The following is a 26,106-nucleotide window of genomic DNA, read 5'->3' as shown; positions in this document are numbered from 1 at the left end:
GCTATGAATTGACCCATTTGACTACTAGTGATACTAAATTTTCTGATATGCGTTCCGCATACGGAGATAGCCTTGTAAATTTAGGTAAAAAGTATCCTAACATTGTATGTGTAGGGGGCGATACTACTGATTCACTTAAAACTAAAAAGTTCGGTGAAAAATTTCCTGATAGGCTCTTCAACGTTGGCATAGCCGAAGCAAATCTAGTTTCAATCGCTGCTGGTCTTGCTATCGCTGGTAAAGTATCTTTTGCTAGTACTTATGCTGCTTTTATTCCAGGCAGGTGTTTGGACCAGATAAGAAATGCAATTTGCTATCCAAACCTGGACGTAAAAATTGTAGTATCCCACGCAGGTTTATCTGTTGGACCTGATGGAGCATCTCATCAACAGATCGAGGATATCTCTATCATGAGATCTTTACCAAATATGAGGGTCTTGGTACCTGCCGATGCGATATCAGTCAAAAAATTATTGGGAAAAATAGTGAATATTCCGGGTCCATTCTATGTAAGGTTAGCTAGACCTTCAACTGAGGAATTATATTCTGAAGAATCAAATTTTGAAATTGGAAAAGGAACAATAATAAAAGATGGTAACGATATCAGTTTATTTTCCTGTGGAACTATGGTCTCAGCATCACTGAAGGCAAGTGATATCTTGAAAAAAGATCATAATATTTCTTGTAGGGTCATAGACATGTACTCTATCAAACCGATAGACTCGGAATTGATTTACAAATGTACGAAGGAAACCGGCTCATTGGCTTCCGTAGAAGAACATAATATAGTAGGTGGACTGGGGTCTGCAATTTCAGAAGTGACCTCTGAAATATGCCCTACTTTTGTAAGAAAAATTGGAATTAGGGATAAATATGGTGAATCTGCAAGAGACGAAGAGATCGATTCACTCTTGGATAAATATGGCTTATCTCCAGGGGAAATAGTAAAAAATGTGGTCGCCCTAAAAAAGAGTGAAAAAAAATGAAAATCTTCCTAGATACTGCTAATGTTGCATCTATAGAAAAATACAATGAATTAGGAGTAGTAGATGGTATCACTACTAACCCAACATTGCTTTCAAAAGAAAAAGGCAACCCAATTAAGACCATGAAGAAAATCGTAGAAATTATGAAAGGACCAGTTAGTCTAGAGGTAGTTGCTATTGACTATGATAAAATGTTAGAAGAGTCGTTGAAATTAGCAAAATATGGAGAAAACGTAGTAGTCAAGATTCCTATGACCATGGCTGGTCTAAAAGTTGTGCATTCACTAACTAAAAAGGGGATAAAAACTAATGTAACACTAATTTTTTCTGCTAATCAAGCGCTATTAGCTGCAAAAGCTGGAGCTACTTATGTAAGTCCGTTTATTGGTCGGTTAGATGACATTGGAGCTGAGGGTCTGAATTTGGTAAGCGAAATTGTTCAAATATTTGCTAGCTATGATATCTCAACTCAGCTATTGGTGGCTAGCGTTCGTCATCCATTACATGTGATCGAAGCGGCAAAAATGGGGGCAGACGTCGTTACACTTCCGCCAGACATTCTGGATAAGATGATCCGCCATCCCTTGACAGATAAGGGCCTAGACTCCTTCTTATCTGATTGGAAGAAACTCGAAAAGGATAACCCTGATCTAGCATTCTAATTTTTCTACTGCTAATTTGGTGCGGTATTATTGAATTGCCTCAATCTGTGGTTAAAAGCCCCAATACTTTTTTTGGTAAATCCTGCAACCTTTTTTTTGATAAAGTGAGAATTCTTTGATAGTTGAGGTATTTTAAATTATGTCCAATCCCTATCGCATCTCCTAAATCCGAACCCAAACCGATTGCAATCATTTCTACCCCACTTCTTTTGTATGATAAGACTACAGAACGTACAGCATCCATATCTGAGGGTTCGCCGTCTGTAAGTGTTACAAAAATATCTGGTTTGAACGCACTAATACTTGGCTGGAGTATCTTGTATATTTCTGCCAAAGGTGTTCCTCCTATTGGTTTTACTTGCATCAGTCTCCTCGCATAAATGGATCCCCACCTTGCGGTTGGGGGTTTAATTACCCAACATTTAACCATTCTAGATTCAGTATTGAAAGCATATATGGAAAATTTTATTCCTAGATATTCTAATCCTTCACACAATGCTACTGTGGCTTTCTTGTACTCTATTTCATTATCTTCTATACTGCTTGAAAGATCCAAAAGTACCGATATCTTTACATTTATTGCAATTTTCTTATCACTAATAAAAATTTTTGGCTGCTTTTCAATGTAATTTTCAATTTCTATTTCGTCTCCACTAAAATCATATTTTTCTTTCCAACCACTTTTCCATTCCTTGAGGGCGGTTTTCACCTTATTAATCAAATCAAAATCGTAAATGGCATTTTCGTCAACCCCCGTGTTGTCTGGAATTGCGATGGAAAGATTTTCAGTTGATTCATAACCTTTGTTATCATTTTTTTTACTCTCATTAACTATGATTCTAAACTCTTCATTGATATCATCGCCTTGAACAATTTCTTTTTTTAATTTCTCTATTTCTATTTCCTTATTTTTTATTCTTACAAGCTTTTCAATCTGTGATAAGACTTCCTCTTGCTTCATAGAAAGTCCTATTTTGCTTTTTGGCATAATTATTGGGATGGGTGGAACTGACATTAATGAATCAACTTGAAGTATTTTAATAATCTGCCTTGTTTCATATTCTAACCATTTTTGATCCTTTATTTGGTCAAAAGTTTTGTTATTGAGTTTGAAATTTCTAATATATTCTCTTAAGATGTTCTGTGCATAATCTGATGCTTTAATTACCCTTTCATTTTCACCGCCATAGAGTTCACCCTTTATATAACCTGTTAAAAAGAATTGAGAAAATGCTTCTAAAACTTTGTTTTTCCCATGTAGTGAATTCAGCAGGGGTTTATTGTGCCAGGATAATCCTTCGTAATATATAATTTCTTTTATCATGCCTTTCCATTCTTCTAATCCCAATATTTCTATCCGTTTTGTCTCCAAAATGTTGAATACAAATCCAAAGACGACGTCAGTATCAAAAATCTTAAATGAATACTTTAATCTGACTGATTCATACCATAGTAATGTTCGCCATTGTCTGTACTTTTGAAAAATGTTACCATAGAAATAATCTAATCCAGGAAGAGTAATTCTTTTCTTGTCTAAATTAGTAGAGATTTTTCCTTCTCTTGAAATATGAATGGTTGATTCAGTACTGTCTGACCATCGTCTGGATAAGAACGTGGCAATCTCGAGCAATACATCATTTCTAATATGAATATTGTCAAGATCTAGGTCGTCAAATCTTAAGAACGATTCGGACCTTTTCTTGTTTTGCTTGCTCTTTATTTCATTATCAAAATTTTTATCATGCTTTGAATCAATATCATTTTCCTTCCCCTTGTCTTTTATATCCCAAAAAATAGACATACTTTGCCAACGTGAATTAAAGGAAAATGGATGCGATTATGTCCATTACCTTTCGGTATTCAATTTCGCCCCATTGATGGTAAACATTTGCAAAAACAAATTCAGCAGCTTCCTTTGCATTTGTATTGTTCGTTACCAATTTTGAATATGCTATGGTTTCTCTCAAACTAGGGCTATAAAAAATTTCTTCAAGAGAAGCTGCCTTACGTAGATTATGGGCCAATTTTATTGCACTTTTAATATTATCTTCCTCGTTTTGAGTATTTACCTTAACATGTTTCTTGATAATTTCCAGTTCGGTATCCTCAGGAGGGTAGTCTAACATAATCCTAATTGGGAATCTGCTTAGAATTTGTGGGGGGAGTTCTTTTGTTCCAACATGTGATAGCGGATTGATGGTCCCAATTACAAACCAGTTATCCTTTGCCTTTATTGTTTGTCCATGGAATTCTTTCAAAACTATTTGTCTTCTATCATCTAAAGCCTCGTCTAGCCTAAGTAGCACATCCGGTTCGGCCGCATTAAGCTCATCTAGGTATAATAAGTCTCCCTGTGTCATCGAGTGAACCAAAACTCCATTTACAAAATTTATCTGACCATTATCGATAGTATTAGTTCCAATTAAGTGAGATTCTCTAGTCCTGAGGCTAAAATTTACAGATGATAGTTCTTTACTTACCTGCTTAGCGAATTTTCTAACGAGTGTGGTTTTCCCTGTCCCTTTTGGACCAATTATTAGTACAAAAATACCAAGTTTAAAAGCCTTATCTAATATTTCAAAAGCATTATTCCAGTCTATATACTCAATATTCGCATCATTGGCCGCAGACATCAATTTAAGTTTTCTCGCTCATCTATCTAATTAAAATATATCGTAAACTTACATATAGTGTCCAAATGATGAATGCATCACGAAATTACAGGAATTGATAGTGATGCTCTATCATGATTATTTTCCACAGGTTACTAGGTTAAAGACTTGTTGGTTCAAAAGAAGAATTTAGATCAAATTTACCTTCCCAATGAATTTGAGCACTACAGTCTTAATCTCCCATCTGAATTTATTATGGAAAAGAACTCTTGCTTGGTGTTGTTGTTTTCCTTAAAAATTCCGTCAACTGCTGATGTTGTAAATTCTGCTGAACTCGATTGAGTGCCTCTTGCGAAAACACAAGTATGAATAGCCTTTATGACAACGCCTACGCCTTTAGGTTCCAATCTATTCTTGATTTCCTCGAGAATTTGGTACGTGAGTCTCTCCTGAAGTTGAGGTCTAGAAGATACTTTGTCTACTAGCCGTTGGAATTTTGAGAGGCCGAATATCTTGTTATTTGGAATATATCCAATCGCAACCTCTCCAAAAAAAGGAAGCAAATGATGTTCACAGAATGAGAATAATCTCAAATGATTTCCTATTATCATATCATCATGATCTGCCTTAAAAGCAGTAAATTTCTCATATGATCTCTTTTTGAACAATTCTTCACCAAATGACCGTAGCCTCCTACTGGTTTCCTTATTATAATTGCCATTCTCACCACCAATCAGCCTATAATAACCATTAACAGTACTATCAAATTCATCTCTGTTTTCGCTGAGAAAAACCTCGTTTATACCCTTTCCTTTCAAACCCAAACTTTCTTTTTCTATCATTTTGATCTGTATTATTAGTTGATGATATAGTTCACTTGCAAATAAAAATACTTTTGTTATTCTACTGCTATGAAAGTGGGTTCTGTAGCATAAAAAACCCAACAAGACATTTGAACTCCTTTCTACTATTTACTGTGTTATTATAAGATCTCATAGCAGCAATCAATGTCTTCAAAAGATTTTATAAGGTTATCCGAATTAACGGAAATTCTCCTTAGATTATAACCTTTCAAACAAATCTTTTCCATTGTAGCGTTTGAAATGATTATCTGATCACCCTTGGCAAATTCCTGGAGCCTGCTAGCGATATTAACATTTGTTCCCATGGCCGTAAATTGGTCATAGACAAGGCCAATATGGGCCTGGCCAGTATTTATTCCACATTTTATGTTAAAGTCTAAGTTGACTCCATTAATGTTCCAAGCTGATTTCACCTTGTCCTTAAAGTTCTGAAAGATATTTCTCAGTTCGATTGCTGCATTTATTGCGTCTAATGCTCCATCATCATGCCCACTATTCCTTTCTGGTATATTTTTCTCAAAGAACCCGAACCATGACATGATGCCATCACCTATAGTTTTGTCCCAAACTCCATTGTTACGTGCAATTATAGATCTTGCAATTCTATAATATTCATCTAAGATTTCTAATATGATATTTTCCCTATCCATCAAATAAAACAACTTTGTTAGCTTTGAAAACCCGCTGATGTCCCAAAAAACAATGGTGATTGCCTTTTTGCAAGTGTCCGATTGAAGAATACCGATATTGTTATCTTGAACTCTATTACTACCCAATGACTTTAGATTTTGGAGACTATGATGATTATAAATTCTTGTTACACTTTCATATTCTACTAGATCGATATTGGATTGCATTGACAATATATAACAAGAATACTATATATGCTTTTCTAAAATAATTGTATCATTTAAATACCGATTTGTTATTTTAATCTTGTTTGCTATATAGAATAAATTTTGAACTTAAATTTTCTACAGTCCAGGAATAATAGTTTAGGTTAAATTGAATTTGAGAGTTCCCCAAACTGTTGGTCTATCATATGGATTGTAGAAATCTAGACGACTTGAAAAATTGTGCTAAAATAATTGACAACGGAGGTGTGATCGTTTATCCTACAGACACTGTCTTTGGGATAGGTTGCGATCCCACAGTAGAAAAATCGGTTTTAAGATTATTTGCAATCAAAGAAAGACCGTTGGAGAAATCCTTACCAGTACTGACAAATGATTGGAGGATAGCCTCAAGAATTTCACATATGAACCCACAAGCCAAAATACTACAAGATTTATTTTGGCCTGGAAAACTCACTCTAGTTCTAAAATTGAAAGCAAACCATGGATTATCTAGGTATGTGTATAATAATCATGATAATACTGTTGGATTACGTGTTCCTAGTAGTCCATGCATTTTAAATTTGATAAAAATGACTAGATCTAAGCTATTAGTGGGAACAAGTGCCAATCTGTCAAGAAAGATACCTTCAACAAGATTAAAAGACATTGATGAGGCTATTTTAAGCAAATGTGATGCTGTAGTAGGCAACGAAATATTATCAGGCAACGATAGCGGATCAACCATAGTAGATGTTTCAGGGTCGGGATTTCCTCGTATTATTAGGGAAGGTGCCATTCCAAAGGAAAAAATCCTAGCAGCACTTAGTTGTCCATAATGGAGCCAAACTATGATATTCAATTTTCTTGCTACAACATATAGATACAAAGAAGAAGATCTAATGGATGAACTTGGAGGACTGTTTTACGACTTTGGGGAGACTACGGTGGAAGTAAGTGAAACTAATATTTCAGGACTCATAGTAGGAAAATCTTCAAAGGATCCTGAGCTTTTTATATCTTATTTAAGGGAAAAGCTAAAGGATTCACCTTGGGAGATTCGGAACCTGCTTAGATTTGTCCCAATACAGAGGGTAGTTTTAAGCGAGGTCGAGGAAATTAGGGATTGCTTACTTAATTTGGCTAAGCAGAAAATTATCGACAAGGGACCTGTTAAAATTCAAGTTGAAAAAAGACATACCAAATTAAGTAAAAAAGACATTATTGATTCAGTTGGACCTCATTTGAATTACCCAGTCAATTTGACTAACCCTACATGGATTCTGCTTGTAGAGATTATTGGAAAATATTCAGGAATATCAGTTATCAGTTCAGATATGATGTTTAGTTCAATGACAGAAAAGAGGGTTTCAGAATAATATTAGACTATGATACCAAGAATGCATCCTATTTTCTGATCCCACTCAATTTAGAGATATCGCTGCTTTCTCAATAAGAAATTTCAAATATTTTTCTTCATTATTTAACAGCATATGGGAATTCCCTTTGAATTTGTCCTTAAAGAAATAATCGAGGATGTAATTCTTCTTGGTGATATCGGGACGTATCAAGTTACTATCTTCGATGCCAAAAGAAGAGAGAAAACCGAGAGTATTTCTTAATTTGGATTCCGGTTTAGAAATCAATACTACAACAAAGGTTTTATTCTTACTGTCTCCGAAGTTTGATTTTAGAGCATATTTTATTTGATTGGTGTAGCAAATTCTAAGTAGAAATTCAATTTCAACGTTTTTTACGTTTGATTTGATATTTCTTTGATCCTCCTCATTAATTATCTTTAAGATTCCCAGTATGTGGTCTAACCCATAAACCAGTTTTGAGTTAACAAATATTATATTGATAGTTTTGTCCTTGGACTTTAAGTTGTCATAGATATTTCTTACGTCAGTGTCAAAGAAGGAAAATCCAGCGACAATTGCTTCTAATGTGTCCATTTTAATGAGCACTTCGGTGTCCAGAATCTCTTCCCCACGACTATTGATGACATCTTGACTAATATCTTTTGGCCGTAGCTGATACAAAAATTCAATATCTGGTTTTCTTATACTTTTTCCATTGAAGAATATTGGTTTGGGGAATTTGTATTGGAATGAAGTAATAAAAGTACTTCGGAATATCATTCCTGTTTATGATAAAGTAAATAGTGCTATTTCGTTGGGAAAAGATAATCAGTTTCGTAAAGAAGGGATAAAAAAAAGTGTCTTCCCTGGCAATCATATCCTCGATGCAGGCTCCGGTTACGGCAACATGTCTAAACTGGCCTTGGATTTCGTTTCTCAAGACATAACAATAAATTTTTATGATCCTATTCCCGAAATGTTGGCTGAAATCAAGAATAGATTCAAGAATTATGATAATAGTTATTTTTTATGTAGTGGTATTTTTGAAAAGATTCCATACAAATCTAATTCTTTTGATGCAGTCCTATGTGGGTATTCAATAAGAGATTCAATCACTTTAAACGAGGCGTTTGTAGAAATTCACAGGGTTTTGAAAAAGGATGGTAGGTTATTAATTGTCGATCTCGGAAAACCTGATAATTTTATAGCTCGTTTCTTTGTATCCTTTTATCTAAAATATTTACTCGTTATAATGGCATTCTTGGCCGCTGGGAGGGAAGGATTGCCTTTTCGAACTTTGTACGGTACTTTCCTTAGGTGGCCAAGGAACAAAGATCTGAATGACTTATTGTCAAAGACATTTTCCAAGGTCGAGTTTAACAAGAAGCTTATGGGAGGGGCCATAATTGTAATTGCTTATAAATAATCATTTCATAACCTGGTTTTATCTTCATATTTTCATGTCAGTTGATCGTTACTTTAATAGAGGATGAATTTCTTGCTAAATATTCAAAACTTTAAGTAAGAAAAATTATAAACCGAATAGAATAATAAACTTTCATTGACAGATCAAAACAAAATCAAATCGATATTTGAGGATTCTTTCAAAAATAAAACCAAAGTCATTACCGAAGAAATCGCTAAAGGCATTCTTTCTGAATATGATATTAGCGTTCCCGGGTTTGCTCTGGTTAAGGATGTTGACTCTGCAGTTACAGAAGCAAGAAAATTGGGTTTTCCATTGGTGGCGAAAATAGTTTCCCCCGAGATTTTACACAAAACTGACGTGGGAGGAGTCAAAATTGATCTTAAAGATGAGGAATCTGTCAAATCTGCATTTAATGATATGTATGGGAGATTATCAAAGGATTATGATGTAAAGGGTGTTCTGCTTGAGAAGATGGTTCCCAAAGGGGTTGAGATGATTGTTGGTTTACAAAATGATCCTCAATTTGGCCCTGTTATGATGGTGGGACTGGGAGGAATATTTACAGAATTATTCAAGGATGTTTCGTTTAGAGTACTTCCTCTTACCAAGGAAGACGCAATAGAGATGATAGAAGAGCTACAGGGGAAAATGTTGTTAAAAGGATATCGTGGTTCAGAACCAATAAGCATGGAAATATTGACAAGTGCTTTGCTCAATATAGGAAAGTTGGGGTATGATATTTCTCCTTACTACGAAAGCATAGATTTTAACCCTGTAATTGTATATCCTGATAGTTATTACGTTGCTGATGCAAAAATTATTTTGTCAGAACAACCCAAGTATGATGTTGTTTCAAGCGTTGAACCCAATTCTACTAATATGGATTTGTTTTTTAATGCCAAATCTATTGCATTGATAGGCGCCTCCCCTGAAATAGGAAAGATCGGCAACTCTGTGCTAGAAACCCTGGTAAAGCATGACTATAAAGGAAAGGTGTATCCTGTAAATGCAAAAGGTTATCCAGAAATAATGGGAATACCCGCGTATAAGAGTCTAGGCGACATTAAAGATCCTGTTGACGTGGTAGTTGTTACTGTAGATTTGAAATTTGTACCTGATTTGCTAAAAATTTGTGGCGAAAAATCAATTCATAATGTTGTAGTCATCTCTGGAGGTGGGAAAGAGTTAGGAGGAGAAAGAGCCGATATTGAGCAACAAGTTAAGGAATTGTCCTCTAAGCTAAAAATTAGAATTATTGGACCAAACTGCATTGGAATGTTTAACGGGGAGAATAGGCTGGATTGTGCATTCCAAGGGCATGACCGTATGCTGAGACCTAAAAATGGTAATGTGTCCTTCTTGTCTCAAAGTGGAACTATTGGCATCGCATTTATGGAACATTCGTTTCCATTTGGAATGAGTAAAATGGTTTCATATGGGAACCGATCCGATGTAGACGAAGCTGACATGATTTGGTATTTGGCCGAGGACCCACAAACCAAGGTTATAGGCTTGTATGTTGAAGGCTTGGGAGATGGGCGCAAGTTTGTTAACACTGCAAAGAAAGTAATTACTGAACGAAAAAAACCAATTGTAGTATTCAAGAATGGACGAACTACAAGAGGTGCTAAACAAGCTGCTTCTCACACCGGCTCTTTAGGAGGAACTTATAGCGTGGTGAAAGGTGCATTTTCTCAGAATGGGATAATTTCGGTGGACAGCTACGATGAACTAACTGCTTCTCTCAAAGCCCTATCATGGCAACCAGTGCCAGAAGGAAACAGAGTTGCAATGGTTACGAATGGTGCCGGTCCCATAATTGCAGCCATTGACCAATTTGAAAGACTGGGATTGCAGGTAGCAAACCTCAGCGAGGAGAGTATGAAATCTTTCAAGTCACATTATCCTGCTACTTATGTACTCGGTAATCCTTGTGATGTCACCGGATCAGCAAATGCTGACGATTATAAATTTGCGATCCAGACATTTATGGATGATCCAAATGTCGATATTGTAATGCCTTGGTTCGTCTTTCAAGATGATCCACTTGAGGAGAAGATAGTTGATATTCTTGCCGAATTTAACAGACAAGGGAAAAAGCCCATTCTTGTTGGTGCATTGGGTGGTCCATTTACTCAGAAAATGGCAAACAAGTTGGAGGAGAATAATGTACCGGTATATCAATCAGTAAATACCTGGAGCATAGCAGCTAGTTCATTAGCCAAATGGTCTGCTCTATCCAAGTCACATAAGTAATCTTTTTTTCAAAAAATCATCTCTTTTTTTTGGATTATTTATAGGAAAACATTCTTAAATTTGTATTGCCTATTATAATATATCATGGCAAGTGTACAACAACCTAAAATTATTGATGTTACAGCAAAGGCTGCAGAAAAGGTTACAGAATTTATGAAACAAGAAGGAAAGGATAATCTCTATTTAAGAGTATATGTCACTGGCGGTGGATGTTCTGGGTTATCATATGGAATGGGCTTTGAAGAGAATCCAGACGAAGACGATGTAATATTGGAACAAAACAAAGTTAAAATTTTGGTAGATAATTATAGTCAAAAATATTTGAAAGGGGCCGTAGTCGATTACATTGAAAGCTTGATGGGATCAGGATTTAAGATAACTAATCCAAACGTCACAAAGAGCTGCTCATGTGGTCACTCATTTTCTACTGAGTAATTTTTTTATTTCTTTTAGAATCCAATTTCAATTAACTTTATTTCCCTCATTCATGTAAATAACGGTTCTTTCTAGATTTCTGATATATGATTTATGATATGTCTCATGTGATGCGGCGAAAATAAATCAAATTGATATCTGTTAGCCTGCTTTTCTGATTTATTATTTTGTTTTTAGCGCGTACCCTCAAGTCAATTGGTATTTAAGGCCAAATTCCTCTTAGCTTAATGGCTTCAGCGACTCTATTGACTGCCAATGCGATACTTGCCGTACGCATGTTTGTATTATATTTTAGATGTGCATCATAAACCTCGGCAAATGCCCTTGTCATTATTACATCTAATCTCTCGTTTACTTCAGCTTCAGACCAATATTCTCTCCTTAGATTTTGAAGCCATTCGAAATATGATACTGTTACTCCACCGCTATTAGCCAACACATCTGGGATAACTAAAATATTGTTTTCATAAAGAACTTGATCAGCTTCGGGAGTAGTCGGACCATTTGCCGCCTCAGCAACAATTTTAGTCTTAATTTTAGAGGCGTTGTCTTTCGTAATCTGATTTTCTAAAGCAGCTGGTATCAAAATAGTACTTTCCGTGGTTAATAGTTCATCATTATTTATTTCAGTTGCACCAGGGAAGCCACGAATAGATTTGTTTTCTAGTTTAAATTTTATTAATTCATTTGCTTTAAATCCATTCTTGTTGATGATCGCTCCTTGTGTATCCGATACAGCAATAATCTTAGCACCCTGCTCCTCAACTAATTGGGCTGCATACTGTCCTGCATTACCAAATCCTTGCACGACTACTACTGCCTCATTCATATTGATATTTTGTTTTTTTGCAGCTTCTCTTACAGTAAAAGATAGTCCTCTTCCAGTAGCTTCAGTTCTACCTAAAGATCCACCTATTGGCAGAGGTTTCCCAGTAATTAGGGCAGGTTCTCCACGGTTGCCCTTGAGGGTAGAATAAGTATCCATTATCCATGCCATCTCTTGACCGCCAGTGTACACATCTGGTGCTGGGATGTCAGTATAAGGTCCAATAATATCGGAGATGGCATACGCATACCTCCTTGTCATCCTTTCTAGCTCTGAGTTTGACATCTTCTTGGGATTGCAAATAATGCCTCCCTTACCACCTCCTAGCGGTATCCCTGTTACGGCGCATTTCCAAGTCATCCACATTGAGAGGGCCATTACTTCTTCAATGGTTACTTGAGGGTGATATCTAATTCCACCTTTGAATGGACCCCTTGCATCATTGTGTTGAGAACGGAACCCTGTAAAGACTTCTATCCTCCCGTCATCCATCTTAACCGGTAGGGATACGGTTAGAACCCTCTTTGGTTTTGCAAGTATTTTGTGGATACCTTCATCTAAATTTATGATTTTTGCGGTTTCTTCAAGTTGTTTCAAAGCCATTTGATAAGGATTATTAGTCGATCCAAACTCGTTAGTATTATTTGTCATTACAATAGAGGGAAAAATTTTGATATATTTAAATTTAATCAAAAAGCCGGCGCGATAAATTGATATTTTTGAGATGGATGGATTTAATCGGACAATATCAGAAATTGATTGAATTTTTTATAGCTTTTATCCATATGTTTAATGCTCTATTGTGTCCATGATTGAACAAATTAGAGAATAATTATCATACTTGGGTTTATTCCTAAGAGCAAATATGATATATCAATTCCTTCATGGATATAGTCTCCGTCGAACCTATCAACTTAACTCTTATGAGACCAACAGAAAAACAAAGGGTATATCCTTTGAATAATTCAAACTCCTAACAAATGGGATAAAAAAATAGTTCATAATTGTGCTTATTCTAATTCATTTCAATACTACAAATTTAAAATCACAAAACAGAGTAATGGCCGCCCAGATATCAAAATGATTTGAATTCTAAAATTTGCCTTCCTTTTCCTACATCTAATTCTTTGATTCACGGCTAGAACCTATGATTCCTAGACACCAGCGTTCAAACTAATCAGAGGACCTTAACTAAAAAGGTGCAATTTGTCCATATTCATAACAAACCAGAAAGATGGCAAAACCTCACTCAAATCAAATCACTATTTACTATTTTGAGTTGACTCATAGCAAGGTTCAGGAAGGGAATAGTACATTAGAATGAAAATATTCTAATTCTTAAATTTACTTTTATTCAGTAACATCAATTTTATTTTTTTGAGTTCGGTCCGAATGTATATAAATAGCATTCTTAATATCCTACTATTTGTTTGGTAAAGACTGAATTCCTAAGACGCTTTCCTACAGACTATACAGAGAATTTAGCTAGTTTTGAGTATGTCCCGATTGTATCTAAAAGAATGCTAAACCATTACGCCCGCTGTTATCTTGCCAATACTTTTAGTTATAGGATCTTATTACCTAGGTCAATTGACTCTTCAAAAGATAATGATATTTCCAGGAAATTGGGATTACAACTTCAAAATGATTTGTTATCTGGAATCCGATCTCTAAAATTAAAACCAAATATCAAGGACTACCGTTATGTTCACGATGATTCCCACTTTGGCTGGTTATTACTAGATCCATCTTTAACAATTCGGTTCGACTGAAATCAAACTATCTTTACCTGTTTCTTTGCAAGGAATAGAATTCAAATTACAGCAACTTCTGCTTGTAAAAGCTAGTATTAATCACCATGGTTTGAATCTACCACATTAATTCTTTGCTGGTCATTTGCCTTTAGGGCCTTTACCATTACTGCTGCTATTACTAAACCAAAAAAATACCCGCCTACCAAATCTATCAAGTGGTGTTGAAAAAGATATAGTTTGGTGAAGCCGATTAGCACCGGGAAAGATATCAGAAATGCTATTGCGAATCTAGACGAATATCTATAGGACAACCCAGCCACAATAAAACTGAAAGCGGCAGCTGAGGCTATGTGGTTGGAAGGGTATGAATAGTCTTGGGCAAAGGGCATAAAACTATCCCGTTCGAGTGTAAATTTGTCTGGTAATTTAACTAGTGGTTTAAAATCTATACTTGGGTGCTCAATTGCAAACAAGGGTTTACAATAAGTTACCAAAATGGTAACAGAAACAAGGGTAATCAATAAAATCATACCTATTCTTCTAGTTCTCTTAATTATTGTTAGAATAAAACCAACAATTATTAAATTAATAGTATCTGACATGGTAGTAATAATAATAAATACTGTGTCCAATGTTTGGCTTCTTATTTGATTTATAAATTTTGTTATGATTTCGTCCAAATTTCCCAATACTCCCGTAACTGCCAGAACGCTTGCAATAACAAAAATAAAAAAAAATATTAAAATAAAAGATAATTTGATATTCCAATAAGGATTTGTCGGTATTATTTGGATCTTTTTATTCACCACAGATTAATAGAAAATTGTTCGTTACTGTGTTCTGAGAATAGAATCCAAGATCATTTACAGTTTGTTAAAATACTTTGGATTCATCCTTCATTTGAGCTGCAGATGTCGGATCCCTGTCAACGTAGTATTTTACCATCCCCAGTTTTAACACTTTTAAGGAAAGTAAAGCACATTTTATTCTAGCTGGACCCAAATTTGTCAAACCAATATTTTCGAGCACATCGTCTTTTGTGATATCTTTGATTGTTGTTAGTGGTTTATTTGAAACCATTTCTGTTAACATCGAGGCACTAGCCTGGCTAATAGCGCATCCTCTCCCATCAAACTTGATGTCTTTAATTATGTCACCCTCGACTTTCAGATCAATTGAAATTTCATCACCACAGAGTGGGTTGCTATCATTTATTCTTATATCTGGTTCCTCGATCTTTCCTTTATTTCGCGGATTTCTGTAGTGGTCAAGTATCATTTCCCTGTAAATATCTTCACTCATAGATTGAATATCCTCCTAGCATGATTTAAAGCATCTATTAATATATCAATTTCCTCTTTAGTATTATAAATATATAGGCTTGCTCTGGAAGAAGCCACAATATCAAGCTTTTCCATCAATACCTGGGCACAATGATGTCCTGACCTAATTGCTACTCCAAAGTCATTTAATATTGTGGCGCAATCATGAGGATGAATTCCTTCTATGTTAAAAGAGACCAGGCCACCTCTATCTTTAGCAACTTTGGGACCATACACTCTTATGTTTTTTATTTCTTGAATTCTGCTTAAAAGATAAGTGGTCATTTCTAATTCATGATCACGAACATTATCCATTCCTATCCTATTGAGATACTTTATCGCAGAGGAAAAGCCAATTACATCAGCAATATTTGGCGTTCCACCTTCAAACCTGTAAGGTAGATCATTAAATATCGTGTTCTCTTTATGTACTTCTTTGATCATATCGCCACCAGAAATAAATGGCTTCATCTGTTCTAATATTGCTTTTTTAACGTATAACACTCCTACACCCGTAGGTCCCAGCATTTTATGGGCTGAAAATGCTAGAAAATCACAGTCTGTTTGTTGAACATCCGTTTTCATATGTGGGACTGATTGGGCACCATCCAAGAGGACCGGAATGTTTTTTTCATGTGCTATTTTGATAATTTCCTTAGCCGGAAATATAGTACCTAACACGTTTGACATTTCACTAAGTGAGACCAACTTAATTTTTCCATCACTTTTCCTAGACAACAGTTCCTCCAGGACCTCCAAGTCTAGGTATCCATCCTCATCTACCTCTAAGTATTTGATTCTTGCCCCTCTATTTTTACAAAGAATCTGCCAAGGAACTATATTACTATGGTGCTCATATTCAGTCAATAATATTGTATTTCCCTTCTTGATGTTGGCATCTCCCCATGAATAAGCCACTAAATTGATCGACTCGGTAGTATTTCGCGTGAAAATAATTTCTTCTTCGTATTTTGCGTTTACAAATTTTCTAACGTTCTCCCTTGTCCTTTCATATTCTTCAGTAGCCTCTTCAGCAATTTGATAAACTGCCCTATGAATATTGGAATTATACTCTGAATAATATTTACAAATTGCATCTATTACTTCATTGGGTTTTTGAGTGGTCGCAGCATTATCAAGATAAACTAATTTTTTTCCATCGTTTAGTCGTCTATTCAAGATGGGAAAGTCCTGTCTAATCTTACGAACGTCTAGAAGAGCTTGCATTAATGTTTATTATTCTTTATTTTAAGATATAAACTTAATATCTATAAAAAATAGTCATTGAACAACTGAATTCAAATTGTCTAGTTGAAATGAATTCAATTATTATTCTTATATAGCCAACACTTTACCAAATTATTACCAACTAAAATATCGGGCGGATCGTTTTTACAATCTCCAAATGCATGTGGACATCTATCCATAAACCGACAACCTTCTCCTATTTCTTTCAAATTAGGAGGATCTCCTCTAATGAATTTGATGGATTTCTCTGAGGATCTTATGTGGGGTATTGATTGGATAAGGGCTTGGGTATATGGGTGCAAAGGTTTTTCAAACACTGTTTTGATATCGGATATTTCGACGGCTTGTCCTGCGTACATAATGATTACTCTATCCACTAGATTTGGAATGAGTGACATGTCATGAGTTATGACAATTATCTTCATATTTTTTTCATCAATTAATTTTCTTAGTAATTGCAAAACTTGAGCCTGAATTACTACATCTAATGCTGTCGTTGGTTCGTCTGCAATCAAAATTCTCGGTCCAAGCAACAATGCATTAGCTATTACTATTCGTTGCTTCATTCCGCCGCTCAATTCATGCGGGTATTTTTTACAAACGAGGTCGGGATTCAATCCTACATCCGTAAGAGCAGACCTAATAATTGAAATACAATCTTTATTTGATATTTTTTTCTTATGTGATGTCAGAATTTCCTTCATCTGATCTTCTACGGTAAACACTGGATCAAGACTATTCATCGAACCCTGAAACACCATTGATATTTTCTTCCACCTATAATTCTCATTGAATTCCTTTTCTGAGATATTCAAAATATCTTGATCCTCAAAGATGAAACTTCCAGATACAACGGACCCGTTTTCTGCCAATGATCTCAAGAGTCCATAGCCAAGCGAACTCTTTCCAGACCCGGATTCCCCTATTATTCCTATACCTTGGGTGTCATTCATCTTAAACGAAACCTTATCAACGGCCTTTAAGATTCCTGATTTTGTTTCGTAAGCAATAGAAATATCATTAACTTCAATCGTACTGTTTTCCCTTCTATCAGGCTTGTTTCTATAAGATCTGCTACTCTCGCTCATTTCAAACTACAACTTTTCTGCATAGGTAGAATTACGACTTTTTTGTTTATTAATCATAAGTTCACTTTCCCCTTTGCTTTATAATATTTTTTTTGAATTAAATTGGTATCAAAAGCCTAATTATGTTAAACGATTTTATTGGTGATCGGGGTCTGTTATTTTGATTTCGGGATTATGACCGAATTGCTTATAACCTGTGTAAAAAAAAACGCACAAGGGAACATTCTACAAGTAGGAATTAATGGAGATATCTTTGATGTTAAAACTATTGCCGAGAAAATATGGTCCAGAGAGAATATGTATTTTACAATCGCAAATGGTATTAGGGTAAGGGTATTTGCACTGAGACATCCATCTACCAACGAACCATATCTTACTACCACAACCAACTTGAAATTGCCCAACAATCTCAAATACTTACCAAAATGTCAATGACCCTTTCTCTAGGCCCCTGTTATATGGCATCACGGTCTATCGTAGAGCTTGGGGTGAGTTTAAAATTATTATTTGCTAAAATTTTCTACCTGTGATCAATAGAGCTCCAATAGTTCTAGGATCTTATGATCTGGATAAATCCTTAATAAAAAATCAAAGATATTTAAGTGTATTCTTTTAATAGGTTTAAAGTGGTAATGAAAACCCCCATTTGTACTTTTGATGCTAAAACAGGTATTCTGTGTAACTTATGTGAAAGCAAACTCGAATCAGGCCAGATCACTCAATCGGACGTTGAGAGCTCCATAGTTCTTACAAGGCTGGCTCAAAAAAATTCTAGTATAAATAAAATGACGTTGGTTTCAGCAAAAGAAATTGAGAATGAACACATACTAATACTAAAGAGTTCAGACATAAGGTTAATCCGTTCAAACAACGAACTTAGTGAAATCATAAATAAAGCATTCCAGAAAGACATTTGGATAATTGAATCTGATTCTAATGATCGAAGATTTTTAGATAATTTATTTCATCCAGTCAAGATAGAGAGTGTGAATTTTGTCTGGTTACCTGATGGGAGTAAGTTAACGAGGGTTGTACTGACAAAGAATTCCAAAGGAATTGATGAAAAAAGGTTAGAAACTATAAAAATGATATCTATGGCAGTTAGGAAAATCGATCTCATAATTGAATTTATTTGAAAACATTAATCGAATAACGACACTGAACATGTAGTTTATTAAAAGGAGTTGATTGATTTCATTAGATATGGCTCACGCAGCTCAGAATGAATCCAACAGCTATGAAAGAACTCACTTTACTTCTGAATTACAAAAATTACAAACAGGTACAGAAGTTCGGGTCGCAGGGTGGATTGAGGATTTCCGGGACATAGGTAAACTTGGTTTCATAATTCTCAGAGATGTGACCGGTTTGGTTCAAGCTGTTTTGGTCGGAGAGAATTTGCAAAAAGCTAAATCTATTCCTAGACAAAGTAATATTTTGTTAAAAGGGGTTTTACAAGGTACCAAGTCCAAGAATTTTCCATTTGAAATTAAAGTCGAGGAAGTTTTTGTTTTCTCGCCAGCTTCTCTTTCTCTGCCAGTTGATCCTACAGGCAGGGTTGAATCTAATTTGGATACCAGGTTGGACAGTAGGGCATTGGATTTGCGAAATCCCAAAATTTCTAATATCTTTATCATCCGTTCCAATGTTTTGAAATTAATTCGAGATTTTTTCCTAGAAAACAAGTTTATAGAGGTCAATACCCCAAAAATCATAGGAAGTGCAAGCGAAGGAGGATCAAACCTTTTTTCATTTGATTACTTCAAACGAAAAGGCTTCTTAGCTCAAAGCCCGCAATTATATAAAGAACAACTGGTCTTGGCTTTGGATCGTGTGTATGAAATTGCACCATTTTTTAGAGCTGAAAATTCTCATACTCTTCGACATCTTAATGAATTCTTGAGTGTTGATTTAGAAGCAGCTTATCTTGATTATTATGAAATAATGAGCATAGTTGAGGAATTAATCAAGAAAATACTCATGCATTTGAGGGATTCTAATAATATTGAAAGTGAAAATTCGCTCATAAGAGGAAACGCACTAAATGATTTGATTTCAAATCCATTTCCAAAGATAAGTTATGAAAAATGTTTGGACGAATTAAATCGTCTTGGAGAAAAAGTTACCTTTGGGGATGATCTATCCGATTCCTCTTTAAAAAAGTTAGGGGAAAAATATGACAAGTTTTATTTCATAGTTGATTGGCCACTTAGTTTAAAGCCTTTTTACATTCACGAGAAAGAATCACATCCAACCCTGTCAAAATCATTTGATTTGCAGTTTGGCTATCTTGAGCTAGTGTCTGGAGGGACCAGACAACACGACGTGTCGAAACTGAAAAGTCGTCTGGTAGAACAGGGATTGTCCCCTGAAAGCTTTAGAGATCATCTGAGAGTCTTTGAGTGGGGAATGCCGCCTCATTCAGGATGTGGCCTTGGATTTGATAGATTAATGATGGTGTTGCTAGGTCTTAGTAATATTAGAGAGGCAGTTTTATACCCCAGAGATACTTCTAGAATTAGTCCTTGACTATTACTATCTCGATTTCTTCGATGCCATCAATTTTTCCTCTTGACGAATCGCTGAAAATAAAACATCTCATCTCTTCAGTTATTGTGGATTTAATTAGCCATGGTATTGGATTAATCTCCATGAAAGTCTTGTCAGTTTCTGATGGAAAGGGTTTGGAAGGATGCGAATGAAAGATGCCAACGACTGAAGTATTTAATGATTCAGCATATTTGTAAATTTTCAATAGTTCAATTTCATCCATGGTGAAACTGACCTCAGATGAATCTCTATTATTCATTGGAATTACCTCTTTGATCTCAAAGAGGTTTTCCTTCTTACTGCCTAAAAGTAGCGCACAGGACTCATATGGATTACTCAAATTTGCAGTTTGATTTAATATTATCAGTTGACTAACTCTGATCGCTATTTTTAGGTGGCTCATTTACAATCAATTAGTGTTATTTAAATAGAAAGGAGTTTTTAAGAATTAAAATAAAGAAACTATTAATTATACCGTATTCACCTTTAAATATATTTATGACAGACTGGGACTTGCTCTTGCCGGGCGCTGGTTTAACAGCTGTTGGTGCTACTGGAGTAGCCATAGCTCTTTCTGGAATCGCTAAGACCTTTATGGATGGGATGCACGCAGTTTCAATCTTATGTATGTTTTTTGGATTGATTTTCTTGTCTGCTGGGCTTTTTAAGGATGGTTTTCCTACGTCAAAAAAATCAAAAGCTGCCGTGGCTATAATATTGATTCTGTTCATAACTGCTGGAATCATTGGGGCCGTGCAAATTAGCACCAAAGTTCCATCAATATTTTCGTATATAGCCATTATTGCTACTATAAGTATTCCATCATTAATAATAATAATCGCTTCATACAAGAAGAATGCTCACTTGATGAAAATATCCATCGCGTGTGTTGTAGTTATGATTATAGGATCTGGATTTATTGTATCTACTGCATGGATGGCCTCACCTGCAACTGCGACATCAGAAGATGAAAAAACGGGAGCTGACTCTCAAAACTCTACAATCCCCAAAGTTGTTAACACTACTATTGTTCCTGCAACCATCCCCGCTGGTGCCTCAGGTCAGGGAAATCCCTCATACGAACCCGCAATAATCGAAGCTAAAAAAGGTGAGGCTATAGAATGGACTAATTTAGACAATGTTCCACATACCGTAACTAGTTTCGCTGATGACGGTAAATCCTTTGATTCATCGCTGATAATGACGGAAAAGAAATACGTTCTCGATACATCCAGTCTTACCGAATCAAAATATGATTACTTTTGTACCTTGCATCCTTTCATGAAAGGCTCAATTGCATTAAGTTAATCGTATTCCATTTTACATCCTTTCATGATAGGCTCAATTGCATTAAGTTAGCCATATTCAATGCTAAGAGAAGATAAAAGTTCTTAAAAAATTTTGTAGGAGAGGAACTATTTAGAAAATATTTTTTTGATTGAAGAGAACATATTTCCGTTATTACTTGGACCATTGCCCTCATAACATTCAGGACAAACTGCCCGTAAGTTCTCTGGTCTGTTATCCTTTTTTGACCCATTTATATAGATAAAATGTGGTTGATTTGTTCCGGATAATTTCTTTGAACATTCCTGACACCTATATTTTGACCTTTCAAGTACTATTTGCTTTATTGCAAGGGTTAATTCTTTGTACTTGTCCTTTTTCTTACTATTACTACCTGATGCATTTCCAAAGAAAGACAATATATCTATCTTCTCTGATTATCTTACATAAATTCTTTCTTTAGTATTCAAGATTATATAACGTCTAGTTCAAATGGATTCGTCAGTGAATAATCTTAGAGGTGATGAGGATGTTGATGAGAGGACAATACATTGCGCGCTATGCGGTCGAGAAATAAAGCACAATCAAGCTTGGCCACATGTGGATGGTGACTCTAATCTGGGAGTAAAAAAAATCGATTATTTTTGTAGTGAGGAGCATAAGGCAGAGTTCTTTGGTTTGTAGTTTCAGTTCGACTCTTATTTTACTTATTTTGTGGTATATGATCATACATTTTATTGCTGGATTTTTATTTGGCTCCGAGGGATAACATTTTTTAATCATCAATATCATTAAAATTTTTCTTCATTGCCAATCTCATTTAGACTAATTTCTAATTAAAGTTATTTGTTTACTTTTACATGACTCTATGCAAACTTTTCCACAAGTTCAATGTGGCATTCATGACCTCTATGATCCTTGTCAATCATTTTAGCTTCCTCTTCGGTTATGGGAAATCTCTCATCATTCAAATGTTTTGAATCCTTCTCTAGTAACACAATCTTACATTGGTCACAGATTAATTGTTGTACCATCATAACATTATTGAATTCCCATAATTTTTTAAACCTTTGGTTGAATAGAGAATAATCTATTAATTTTTTTCATTGTAATATTGTAAAAAAAAAACTCATTGATAATTGTTACAAGTGCCGAGAATATTGGACTCTAAACCTTTGAACCATATTTGAAAAGGTGGTTGATTTGTTCCCATCATCAATATGTATGTGCCCTGTTTTAGCGTATTGTAGGACATGTATGTCATAAATAGATAAGACGTTTTAATTAATTGTCATAAAGTTTGGATTCATAAAAGGACCTATAGATATTTTACACAAGATTATTAGAAGAGGACTAGCCCCTAATCAGGGTTAAGGTTGTTGTACTTGAATATCCATTAGCAATGAAAGGAAAAGCCTAAAAAAAAGGAGTAGATCTTCAATTGGAGCACTAAAAACATCAACACATATCTTTCCCTATAACCTCAAACTCTGTCCAAAAGGGAATTTCTAATTCGAACTTTGTCTAATAGGGATTTAGCAATTCAAATGGTCCCTCATATTGGATTAAACACAATGATTTCTCCTCGCAAACGAAAATGTTAGAAACTGATTCATTTACGCAGTTTGCTCCATCTCTACATTGATTAACTTGATTATTCAGCTGTTCGAGTGATTGATTGTCGCACTTTGCATCATCCCTACATTCGTTATTTTGGTAATTGTCTTGAACGAGATCTCTGTTTTGTTCATCTGTGCTTTCCTTCACTTTAACTTGTGTGTCTTTATTATCTGCAAATACATAATTGGTATTTATAATCGAAAATAACGTAATCATAGAAATCATAGAAATCATCATAATATTCTTCATAATCAATGTTCAATGGGTTTTTGAATTTATTTAAAATTCTTAAGATCAGGCTGTACAATTAAACCAAAATTCTTGTTAGAAATATATTTCTACCATAAAGACTAAATACAAATGTCAATTAGATTCTAATTCATGTTTAATCTATGCGATTCTGATCATATTTTTAGATTTGTTTTGATTATTTTTAATATGCGTGGATAATTGTGTAAAGTCTAGTGGACTACTGCTATATGAGCTACAAATCCTTATTACCCAATTGGTCTGAAAACGTAGTGAAAAGACAAAATTAGATTACTAAAACTCTGATTCTTTTTTGATTTTTGTTCGTTTCATTATCAAAATCCGAAGATCCTCGTATCTGACCACCTAAACAATTCTACTACTACAAAGGATTTTCCGTTTTATTTTGGGTTCATCAACACCTTACATAAATAAATTAAATTAACTGTCAATTACTATAATAAATACGATGCAAGGAAGGAATCCGATCAAAAATGCCTCCAGCTAAGAAGGTCTGTATAGTATGTGAAAAGAACATCGATGTAACTAGAGGTCAGGAAATAAAAAGATGTTATTACTGTAATAACGCTATTTGTAATAAACACTTTAGTTTTTGCAGATTGTGTACAAAAATGATTTGCGATAATGAACTTCGAAAATGTGATTATTGTCCATATGATCAATGTAAGAACTGTACCATTAAATATAAAAACAACAAGTCAAATTCTGTCTCATTATGTTGTTTAGAGTGCTCAACAGATGAAAAAAACAAAGGTTGAATCAATTAGTTTTCAATTGGCTTGAATGCGACTATCGAGCCTCCTACCTCATTATCATCATCTTCATTTGGATACAAATTGACTTTGTCAGTAGGTACAAATAGCATTCCATTCCCAATAGATGCTCCAACAGGAGATATTGAACCTCGTACATCATACTCCCAAAGTTTTCCCCCCGTATTATTGTCTAAAGCCATGATGATTCCGGTCCTATAGTTTTCTCCAAATTTAATGTACCCGGTGTAAACAACCCCATTTGAGACCAAAGGAGAAACTCTAGGAGGGTAATCTGTGTCAACCTTCCATTTAACGACACCTGATTTTTTATCTAGTGCGTATATAGTACCATTTACCAATCCCTGCTCGATCGAATTCTCAGGATCCTCTTTATGACCGCTCAGTCCTTCAGTAAAAAAATTTAGCCCTCTATTAGTTGCAGTTAAGTATAATGTATCCTCGTCTGTTGCATGATAGTTATATATTCCGTATGACCAAATCATTCCGCTCCCACTTGGGGATGGTATGCTGTCAGTATTAACTTGTCTACCCAGTGTTGTCCACCAGATCTCTTCCCCAGTTAATGCATCCATTGCAATTACATTTCCCATTTTATCATGCCCTATCACTATTTTTTTGGATGACCCATTTTCAAATTTTATATTACTTACGCTACTTCCCCATGAAGTATCCCAATCATGAGTGTCTGGAACCTTTACATTTAAGACTGTCCCATGAGCGATAAATGGAGTTGCCCAAATAATTTTACCCTCTCTAATATCTACTGCCACCATATGATTAGAATAAAGATTGGGCGATTGCCTTGTTGATGCGTTGAAGTTAGGAGATGCACTACCCAAGGGAATGTATGCGATTCCCGTATCGACGTCAATTGAGCCGCCCGACCAAGCCGTTGCTCCGCCGTTAGGTGGATTTTTACCGTTCTCAACCCACGACCCAGTTGTTGTGTCAATATTCCATAGGATACTTCCATCTGTTTTGTTTAGCGCCGTTATGTTACCCTTTACAAATCCTTTTCCCGGGGGTAGCCCACTACCACCAGATCCTGCAATTACATAGTTTTTCCAAATCAAAGGTGGTGAATTTATGGCATACCCTAAACTGGTATCTCCTAATTTCGGCGACTCCCACAATATCTCTCCGTTCTTAGAATCCACTGAAATAATCTTGGCTTTAGTTCCCAAGGTGGCATAAATTATTCCATCTGAAAAATAAAGACCCATAGTCGGGCCTCCATCTAAATCAAGTCTCCATTTAATGTTGCCAGTTAAAGTATCAAAGGAAATGATATTTCCCACATAGTCCTGAAAATATCCACTACCGTTTACTATTATGGGTGGGTCTTGAATTTCATAGGTGTTATTCAATCTCCACTTAACCTTTAGTTCTCCCACGTTAGATTTGTCAATCTGAGTTTGATTACTATTCCTAGACCCGTAAATATCGTGGTTGACAAATACCCAATTATCTTTATTTCTCTCTTCCATCCCTGTTTCAAAATAGTTTATTGGATCTCTTGACTTTAGATCCGCCATATAAGACATGTCTGACGCGTCTATTGAAGTTCTATTAGGAACATCTATGCCACTTCCTAAAACATTCATAATCGTGCTCGAAGTTTGAAATATACATAGAAGTGAAACTATGACGATACTATATAGTGTAATTGTCTTAAAAAAATCTGAAATCGACATTATTTCTAATTGAATTGTTCCAAACTAAAATCTTTTCATCAAGTATTGTTAATCAAGTATGTATTCAACACACAGATTATGATCTAATGACCCATTTATTATATGACCTGAAAAGAAGATACTGATGTATTTTTGAATTATTCAACAGTTTGCAAATTGTAATTACTTTCTTAGATGGATTTTCACTTTGGGGAATGTTAAAAGAGGGATTTACGACTTTATTTCAATTTATCA

The 26,106-nt window shown here is 35.1% G+C and carries 28 protein-coding genes; 13 read left to right on the top strand and 15 right to left on the bottom strand.

Annotated elements, in window-relative coordinates:
* The first annotated feature begins 47 nt into the window (after nucleotides 1-47).
* Both NMY3_RS13830 and fsa read left to right on the top strand, forming a co-directional pair.
* Entirely contained in the window at nucleotides 48-986 is a 939-nt protein-coding gene (locus NMY3_RS13830) for a transketolase family protein (RefSeq protein WP_425319411.1), read from the top strand.
* A complete protein-coding gene (gene fsa / locus NMY3_RS13825) occupies nucleotides 983-1,648 on the top strand; it encodes a fructose-6-phosphate aldolase (RefSeq protein WP_196816406.1) in 666 nt (221 codons plus the stop codon). The genes NMY3_RS13830 and fsa overlap by 4 nt, the downstream gene beginning before the upstream one ends.
* A gap of 40 nt (nucleotides 1,649-1,688) precedes the next feature.
* On the opposite strand, the gene NMY3_RS13820 is transcribed toward fsa, so the two are convergent.
* The 4 genes from NMY3_RS13820 to NMY3_RS13805 form a co-directional block, all read right to left on the bottom strand.
* Nucleotides 1,689-3,449, bottom strand: coding sequence for a VWA domain-containing protein (locus NMY3_RS13820; protein ID WP_231100097.1), 1,761 nt, complete (start codon nucleotides 3,447-3,449; stop codon nucleotides 1,689-1,691).
* A gap of 16 nt (nucleotides 3,450-3,465) precedes the next feature.
* Nucleotides 3,466-4,281, bottom strand: coding sequence for an AAA family ATPase (locus NMY3_RS13815; RefSeq protein WP_196816405.1), 816 nt, complete (start codon nucleotides 4,279-4,281; stop codon nucleotides 3,466-3,468).
* Between the two features lie 203 nt (nucleotides 4,282-4,484).
* Nucleotides 4,485-5,102, bottom strand: coding sequence for a GTP cyclohydrolase I (gene folE, locus NMY3_RS13810; RefSeq protein ID WP_231100096.1), 618 nt, complete (start codon nucleotides 5,100-5,102; stop codon nucleotides 4,485-4,487).
* A gap of 140 nt (nucleotides 5,103-5,242) precedes the next feature.
* Entirely contained in the window at nucleotides 5,243-5,980 is a 738-nt protein-coding gene (locus NMY3_RS13805; protein WP_196816403.1) for an adenylate/guanylate cyclase domain-containing protein, read from the bottom strand.
* A gap of 185 nt (nucleotides 5,981-6,165) precedes the next feature.
* Here NMY3_RS13805 and NMY3_RS13800 point away from each other — a divergent pair, with 185 nt between their 5' ends.
* The gene (locus NMY3_RS13800) at nucleotides 6,166-6,795 is read left to right on the top strand and encodes an L-threonylcarbamoyladenylate synthase (RefSeq protein WP_196816402.1); all 630 of its coding nucleotides are present in this window, start codon (nucleotides 6,166-6,168) and stop codon (nucleotides 6,793-6,795) included.
* 12 nt (nucleotides 6,796-6,807) lie between these two features.
* The gene (locus NMY3_RS13795; protein WP_196816401.1) at nucleotides 6,808-7,335 is read left to right on the top strand and encodes a THUMP domain-containing protein; all 528 of its coding nucleotides are present in this window, start codon (nucleotides 6,808-6,810) and stop codon (nucleotides 7,333-7,335) included.
* 45 nt (nucleotides 7,336-7,380) lie between these two features.
* On the opposite strand, the gene NMY3_RS13790 is transcribed toward NMY3_RS13795, so the two are convergent.
* Nucleotides 7,381-7,911, bottom strand: a complete 531-nt coding sequence (locus NMY3_RS13790; protein ID WP_196816400.1) for a hypothetical protein — start codon at nucleotides 7,909-7,911, stop codon at nucleotides 7,381-7,383.
* Between the two features lie 121 nt (nucleotides 7,912-8,032).
* Here NMY3_RS13790 and NMY3_RS13785 point away from each other — a divergent pair, with 121 nt between their 5' ends.
* The 3 genes from NMY3_RS13785 to erpA all read left to right on the top strand — a co-directional run bounded on the left by NMY3_RS13785 (nucleotide 8,033) and on the right by erpA (nucleotide 11,437).
* Complete coding sequence (locus tag NMY3_RS13785; protein ID WP_231100095.1) at nucleotides 8,033-8,743, top strand: class I SAM-dependent methyltransferase; 711 nt, start codon at nucleotides 8,033-8,035, stop codon at nucleotides 8,741-8,743.
* A 135-nt stretch (nucleotides 8,744-8,878) separates the two neighbouring features.
* The gene (locus NMY3_RS13780) at nucleotides 8,879-11,002 is read left to right on the top strand and encodes an acetate--CoA ligase family protein (protein ID WP_231100094.1); all 2,124 of its coding nucleotides are present in this window, start codon (nucleotides 8,879-8,881) and stop codon (nucleotides 11,000-11,002) included.
* Between the two features lie 84 nt (nucleotides 11,003-11,086).
* On the top strand, nucleotides 11,087-11,437 hold the full coding sequence (gene erpA / locus NMY3_RS13775) for an iron-sulfur cluster insertion protein ErpA (RefSeq protein ID WP_196816399.1): 351 nt from the start codon (nucleotides 11,087-11,089) through the stop codon (nucleotides 11,435-11,437).
* A 202-nt stretch (nucleotides 11,438-11,639) separates the two neighbouring features.
* Here erpA and NMY3_RS13770 read toward each other — a convergent pair whose 3' ends face one another.
* Nucleotides 11,640-12,914, bottom strand: coding sequence for a Glu/Leu/Phe/Val family dehydrogenase (locus NMY3_RS13770; protein WP_196816398.1), 1,275 nt, complete (start codon nucleotides 12,912-12,914; stop codon nucleotides 11,640-11,642).
* A 779-nt stretch (nucleotides 12,915-13,693) separates the two neighbouring features.
* Here NMY3_RS13770 and NMY3_RS13765 point away from each other — a divergent pair.
* The gene (locus NMY3_RS13765) at nucleotides 13,694-14,035 is read left to right on the top strand and encodes a hypothetical protein (RefSeq protein ID WP_196816397.1); all 342 of its coding nucleotides are present in this window, start codon (nucleotides 13,694-13,696) and stop codon (nucleotides 14,033-14,035) included.
* A gap of 77 nt (nucleotides 14,036-14,112) precedes the next feature.
* Here the strand turns inward: NMY3_RS13765 and NMY3_RS13760 are convergent, their stop codons facing one another.
* The 4 genes from NMY3_RS13760 to NMY3_RS13745 all read right to left on the bottom strand — a co-directional run bounded on the left by NMY3_RS13760 (nucleotide 14,113) and on the right by NMY3_RS13745 (nucleotide 17,675).
* Nucleotides 14,113-14,823, bottom strand: a complete 711-nt coding sequence (locus NMY3_RS13760) for a phosphatase PAP2 family protein (RefSeq protein ID WP_196816396.1) — start codon at nucleotides 14,821-14,823, stop codon at nucleotides 14,113-14,115.
* Between the two features lie 67 nt (nucleotides 14,824-14,890).
* Nucleotides 14,891-15,319 carry a Fe-S cluster assembly sulfur transfer protein SufU gene (gene sufU / locus NMY3_RS13755; RefSeq protein ID WP_196816395.1) on the bottom strand — a complete coding sequence of 143 codons (429 nt, stop codon included), beginning with the start codon at nucleotides 15,317-15,319 and terminating at the stop codon, nucleotides 14,891-14,893.
* Nucleotides 15,316-16,566, bottom strand: coding sequence for a cysteine desulfurase (locus NMY3_RS13750; RefSeq protein WP_196816394.1), 1,251 nt, complete (start codon nucleotides 16,564-16,566; stop codon nucleotides 15,316-15,318). The genes sufU and NMY3_RS13750 overlap by 4 nt, the downstream gene beginning before the upstream one ends.
* 95 nt (nucleotides 16,567-16,661) lie before the next feature.
* Nucleotides 16,662-17,675, bottom strand: a complete 1,014-nt coding sequence (locus NMY3_RS13745) for an ABC transporter ATP-binding protein (protein ID WP_196816393.1) — start codon at nucleotides 17,673-17,675, stop codon at nucleotides 16,662-16,664.
* A gap of 174 nt (nucleotides 17,676-17,849) precedes the next feature.
* Here NMY3_RS13745 and NMY3_RS13740 point away from each other — a divergent pair, with 174 nt between their 5' ends.
* The 3 genes from NMY3_RS13740 to aspS all read left to right on the top strand — a co-directional run bounded on the left by NMY3_RS13740 (nucleotide 17,850) and on the right by aspS (nucleotide 20,204).
* The gene (locus NMY3_RS13740; RefSeq protein ID WP_196816392.1) at nucleotides 17,850-18,110 is read left to right on the top strand and encodes a DUF3892 domain-containing protein; all 261 of its coding nucleotides are present in this window, start codon (nucleotides 17,850-17,852) and stop codon (nucleotides 18,108-18,110) included.
* A gap of 197 nt (nucleotides 18,111-18,307) precedes the next feature.
* Nucleotides 18,308-18,811 carry a hypothetical protein gene (locus tag NMY3_RS13735; protein WP_196816391.1) on the top strand — a complete coding sequence of 168 codons (504 nt, stop codon included), beginning with the start codon at nucleotides 18,308-18,310 and terminating at the stop codon, nucleotides 18,809-18,811.
* 52 nt (nucleotides 18,812-18,863) lie between these two features.
* Nucleotides 18,864-20,204 carry an aspartate--tRNA(Asn) ligase gene (aspS, locus tag NMY3_RS13730; protein ID WP_231100093.1) on the top strand — a complete coding sequence of 447 codons (1,341 nt, stop codon included), beginning with the start codon at nucleotides 18,864-18,866 and terminating at the stop codon, nucleotides 20,202-20,204.
* Here aspS and NMY3_RS13725 read toward each other — a convergent pair.
* Complete coding sequence (locus tag NMY3_RS13725) at nucleotides 20,194-20,628, bottom strand: Mov34/MPN/PAD-1 family protein (RefSeq protein WP_196816390.1); 435 nt, start codon at nucleotides 20,626-20,628, stop codon at nucleotides 20,194-20,196. The two genes, aspS and NMY3_RS13725, sit on opposite strands and share 11 nt — an antisense overlap.
* 95 nt (nucleotides 20,629-20,723) lie before the next feature.
* Here NMY3_RS13725 and NMY3_RS13720 point away from each other — a divergent pair, with 95 nt between their 5' ends.
* Nucleotides 20,724-21,533, top strand: a complete 810-nt coding sequence (locus NMY3_RS13720; protein WP_196816389.1) for a cupredoxin domain-containing protein — start codon at nucleotides 20,724-20,726, stop codon at nucleotides 21,531-21,533.
* Nucleotides 21,534-21,640: 107 nt separating this feature from the next.
* Here the strand turns inward: NMY3_RS13720 and NMY3_RS13715 are convergent, their stop codons facing one another.
* The gene (locus tag NMY3_RS13715) at nucleotides 21,641-21,931 is read right to left on the bottom strand and encodes an HNH endonuclease (RefSeq protein ID WP_196816388.1); all 291 of its coding nucleotides are present in this window, start codon (nucleotides 21,929-21,931) and stop codon (nucleotides 21,641-21,643) included.
* Nucleotides 21,932-22,016: 85 nt separating this feature from the next.
* Between NMY3_RS13715 and NMY3_RS13710 the strand changes: the two genes are divergently transcribed.
* A complete protein-coding gene (locus NMY3_RS13710) occupies nucleotides 22,017-22,196 on the top strand; it encodes a hypothetical protein (protein ID WP_196816387.1) in 180 nt (59 codons plus the stop codon).
* A gap of 182 nt (nucleotides 22,197-22,378) precedes the next feature.
* Here the strand turns inward: NMY3_RS13710 and NMY3_RS13705 are convergent, their stop codons facing one another.
* The 3 genes from NMY3_RS13705 to NMY3_RS13695 form a co-directional block, all read right to left on the bottom strand.
* Nucleotides 22,379-22,549, bottom strand: coding sequence for a hypothetical protein (locus tag NMY3_RS13705; RefSeq protein ID WP_196816386.1), 171 nt, complete (start codon nucleotides 22,547-22,549; stop codon nucleotides 22,379-22,381).
* A gap of 487 nt (nucleotides 22,550-23,036) precedes the next feature.
* Nucleotides 23,037-23,348, bottom strand: coding sequence for a hypothetical protein (locus NMY3_RS13700; protein WP_196816385.1), 312 nt, complete (start codon nucleotides 23,346-23,348; stop codon nucleotides 23,037-23,039).
* 817 nt (nucleotides 23,349-24,165) lie between these two features.
* Complete coding sequence (locus NMY3_RS13695; protein ID WP_196816384.1) at nucleotides 24,166-25,872, bottom strand: PQQ-binding-like beta-propeller repeat protein; 1,707 nt, start codon at nucleotides 25,870-25,872, stop codon at nucleotides 24,166-24,168.
* Nucleotides 25,873-26,106: the final 234 nt, after the last annotated feature.

The sequence above is a fragment of the Candidatus Nitrosocosmicus oleophilus genome, from assembly GCF_000802205.1.
GTDB lineage: Archaea > Thermoproteota > Nitrososphaeria > Nitrososphaerales > Nitrososphaeraceae > Nitrosocosmicus > Nitrosocosmicus oleophilus.
Note: the sequence above shows the minus strand (reverse complement) of the source record. Positions and strands in the feature narration are given on the sequence as shown.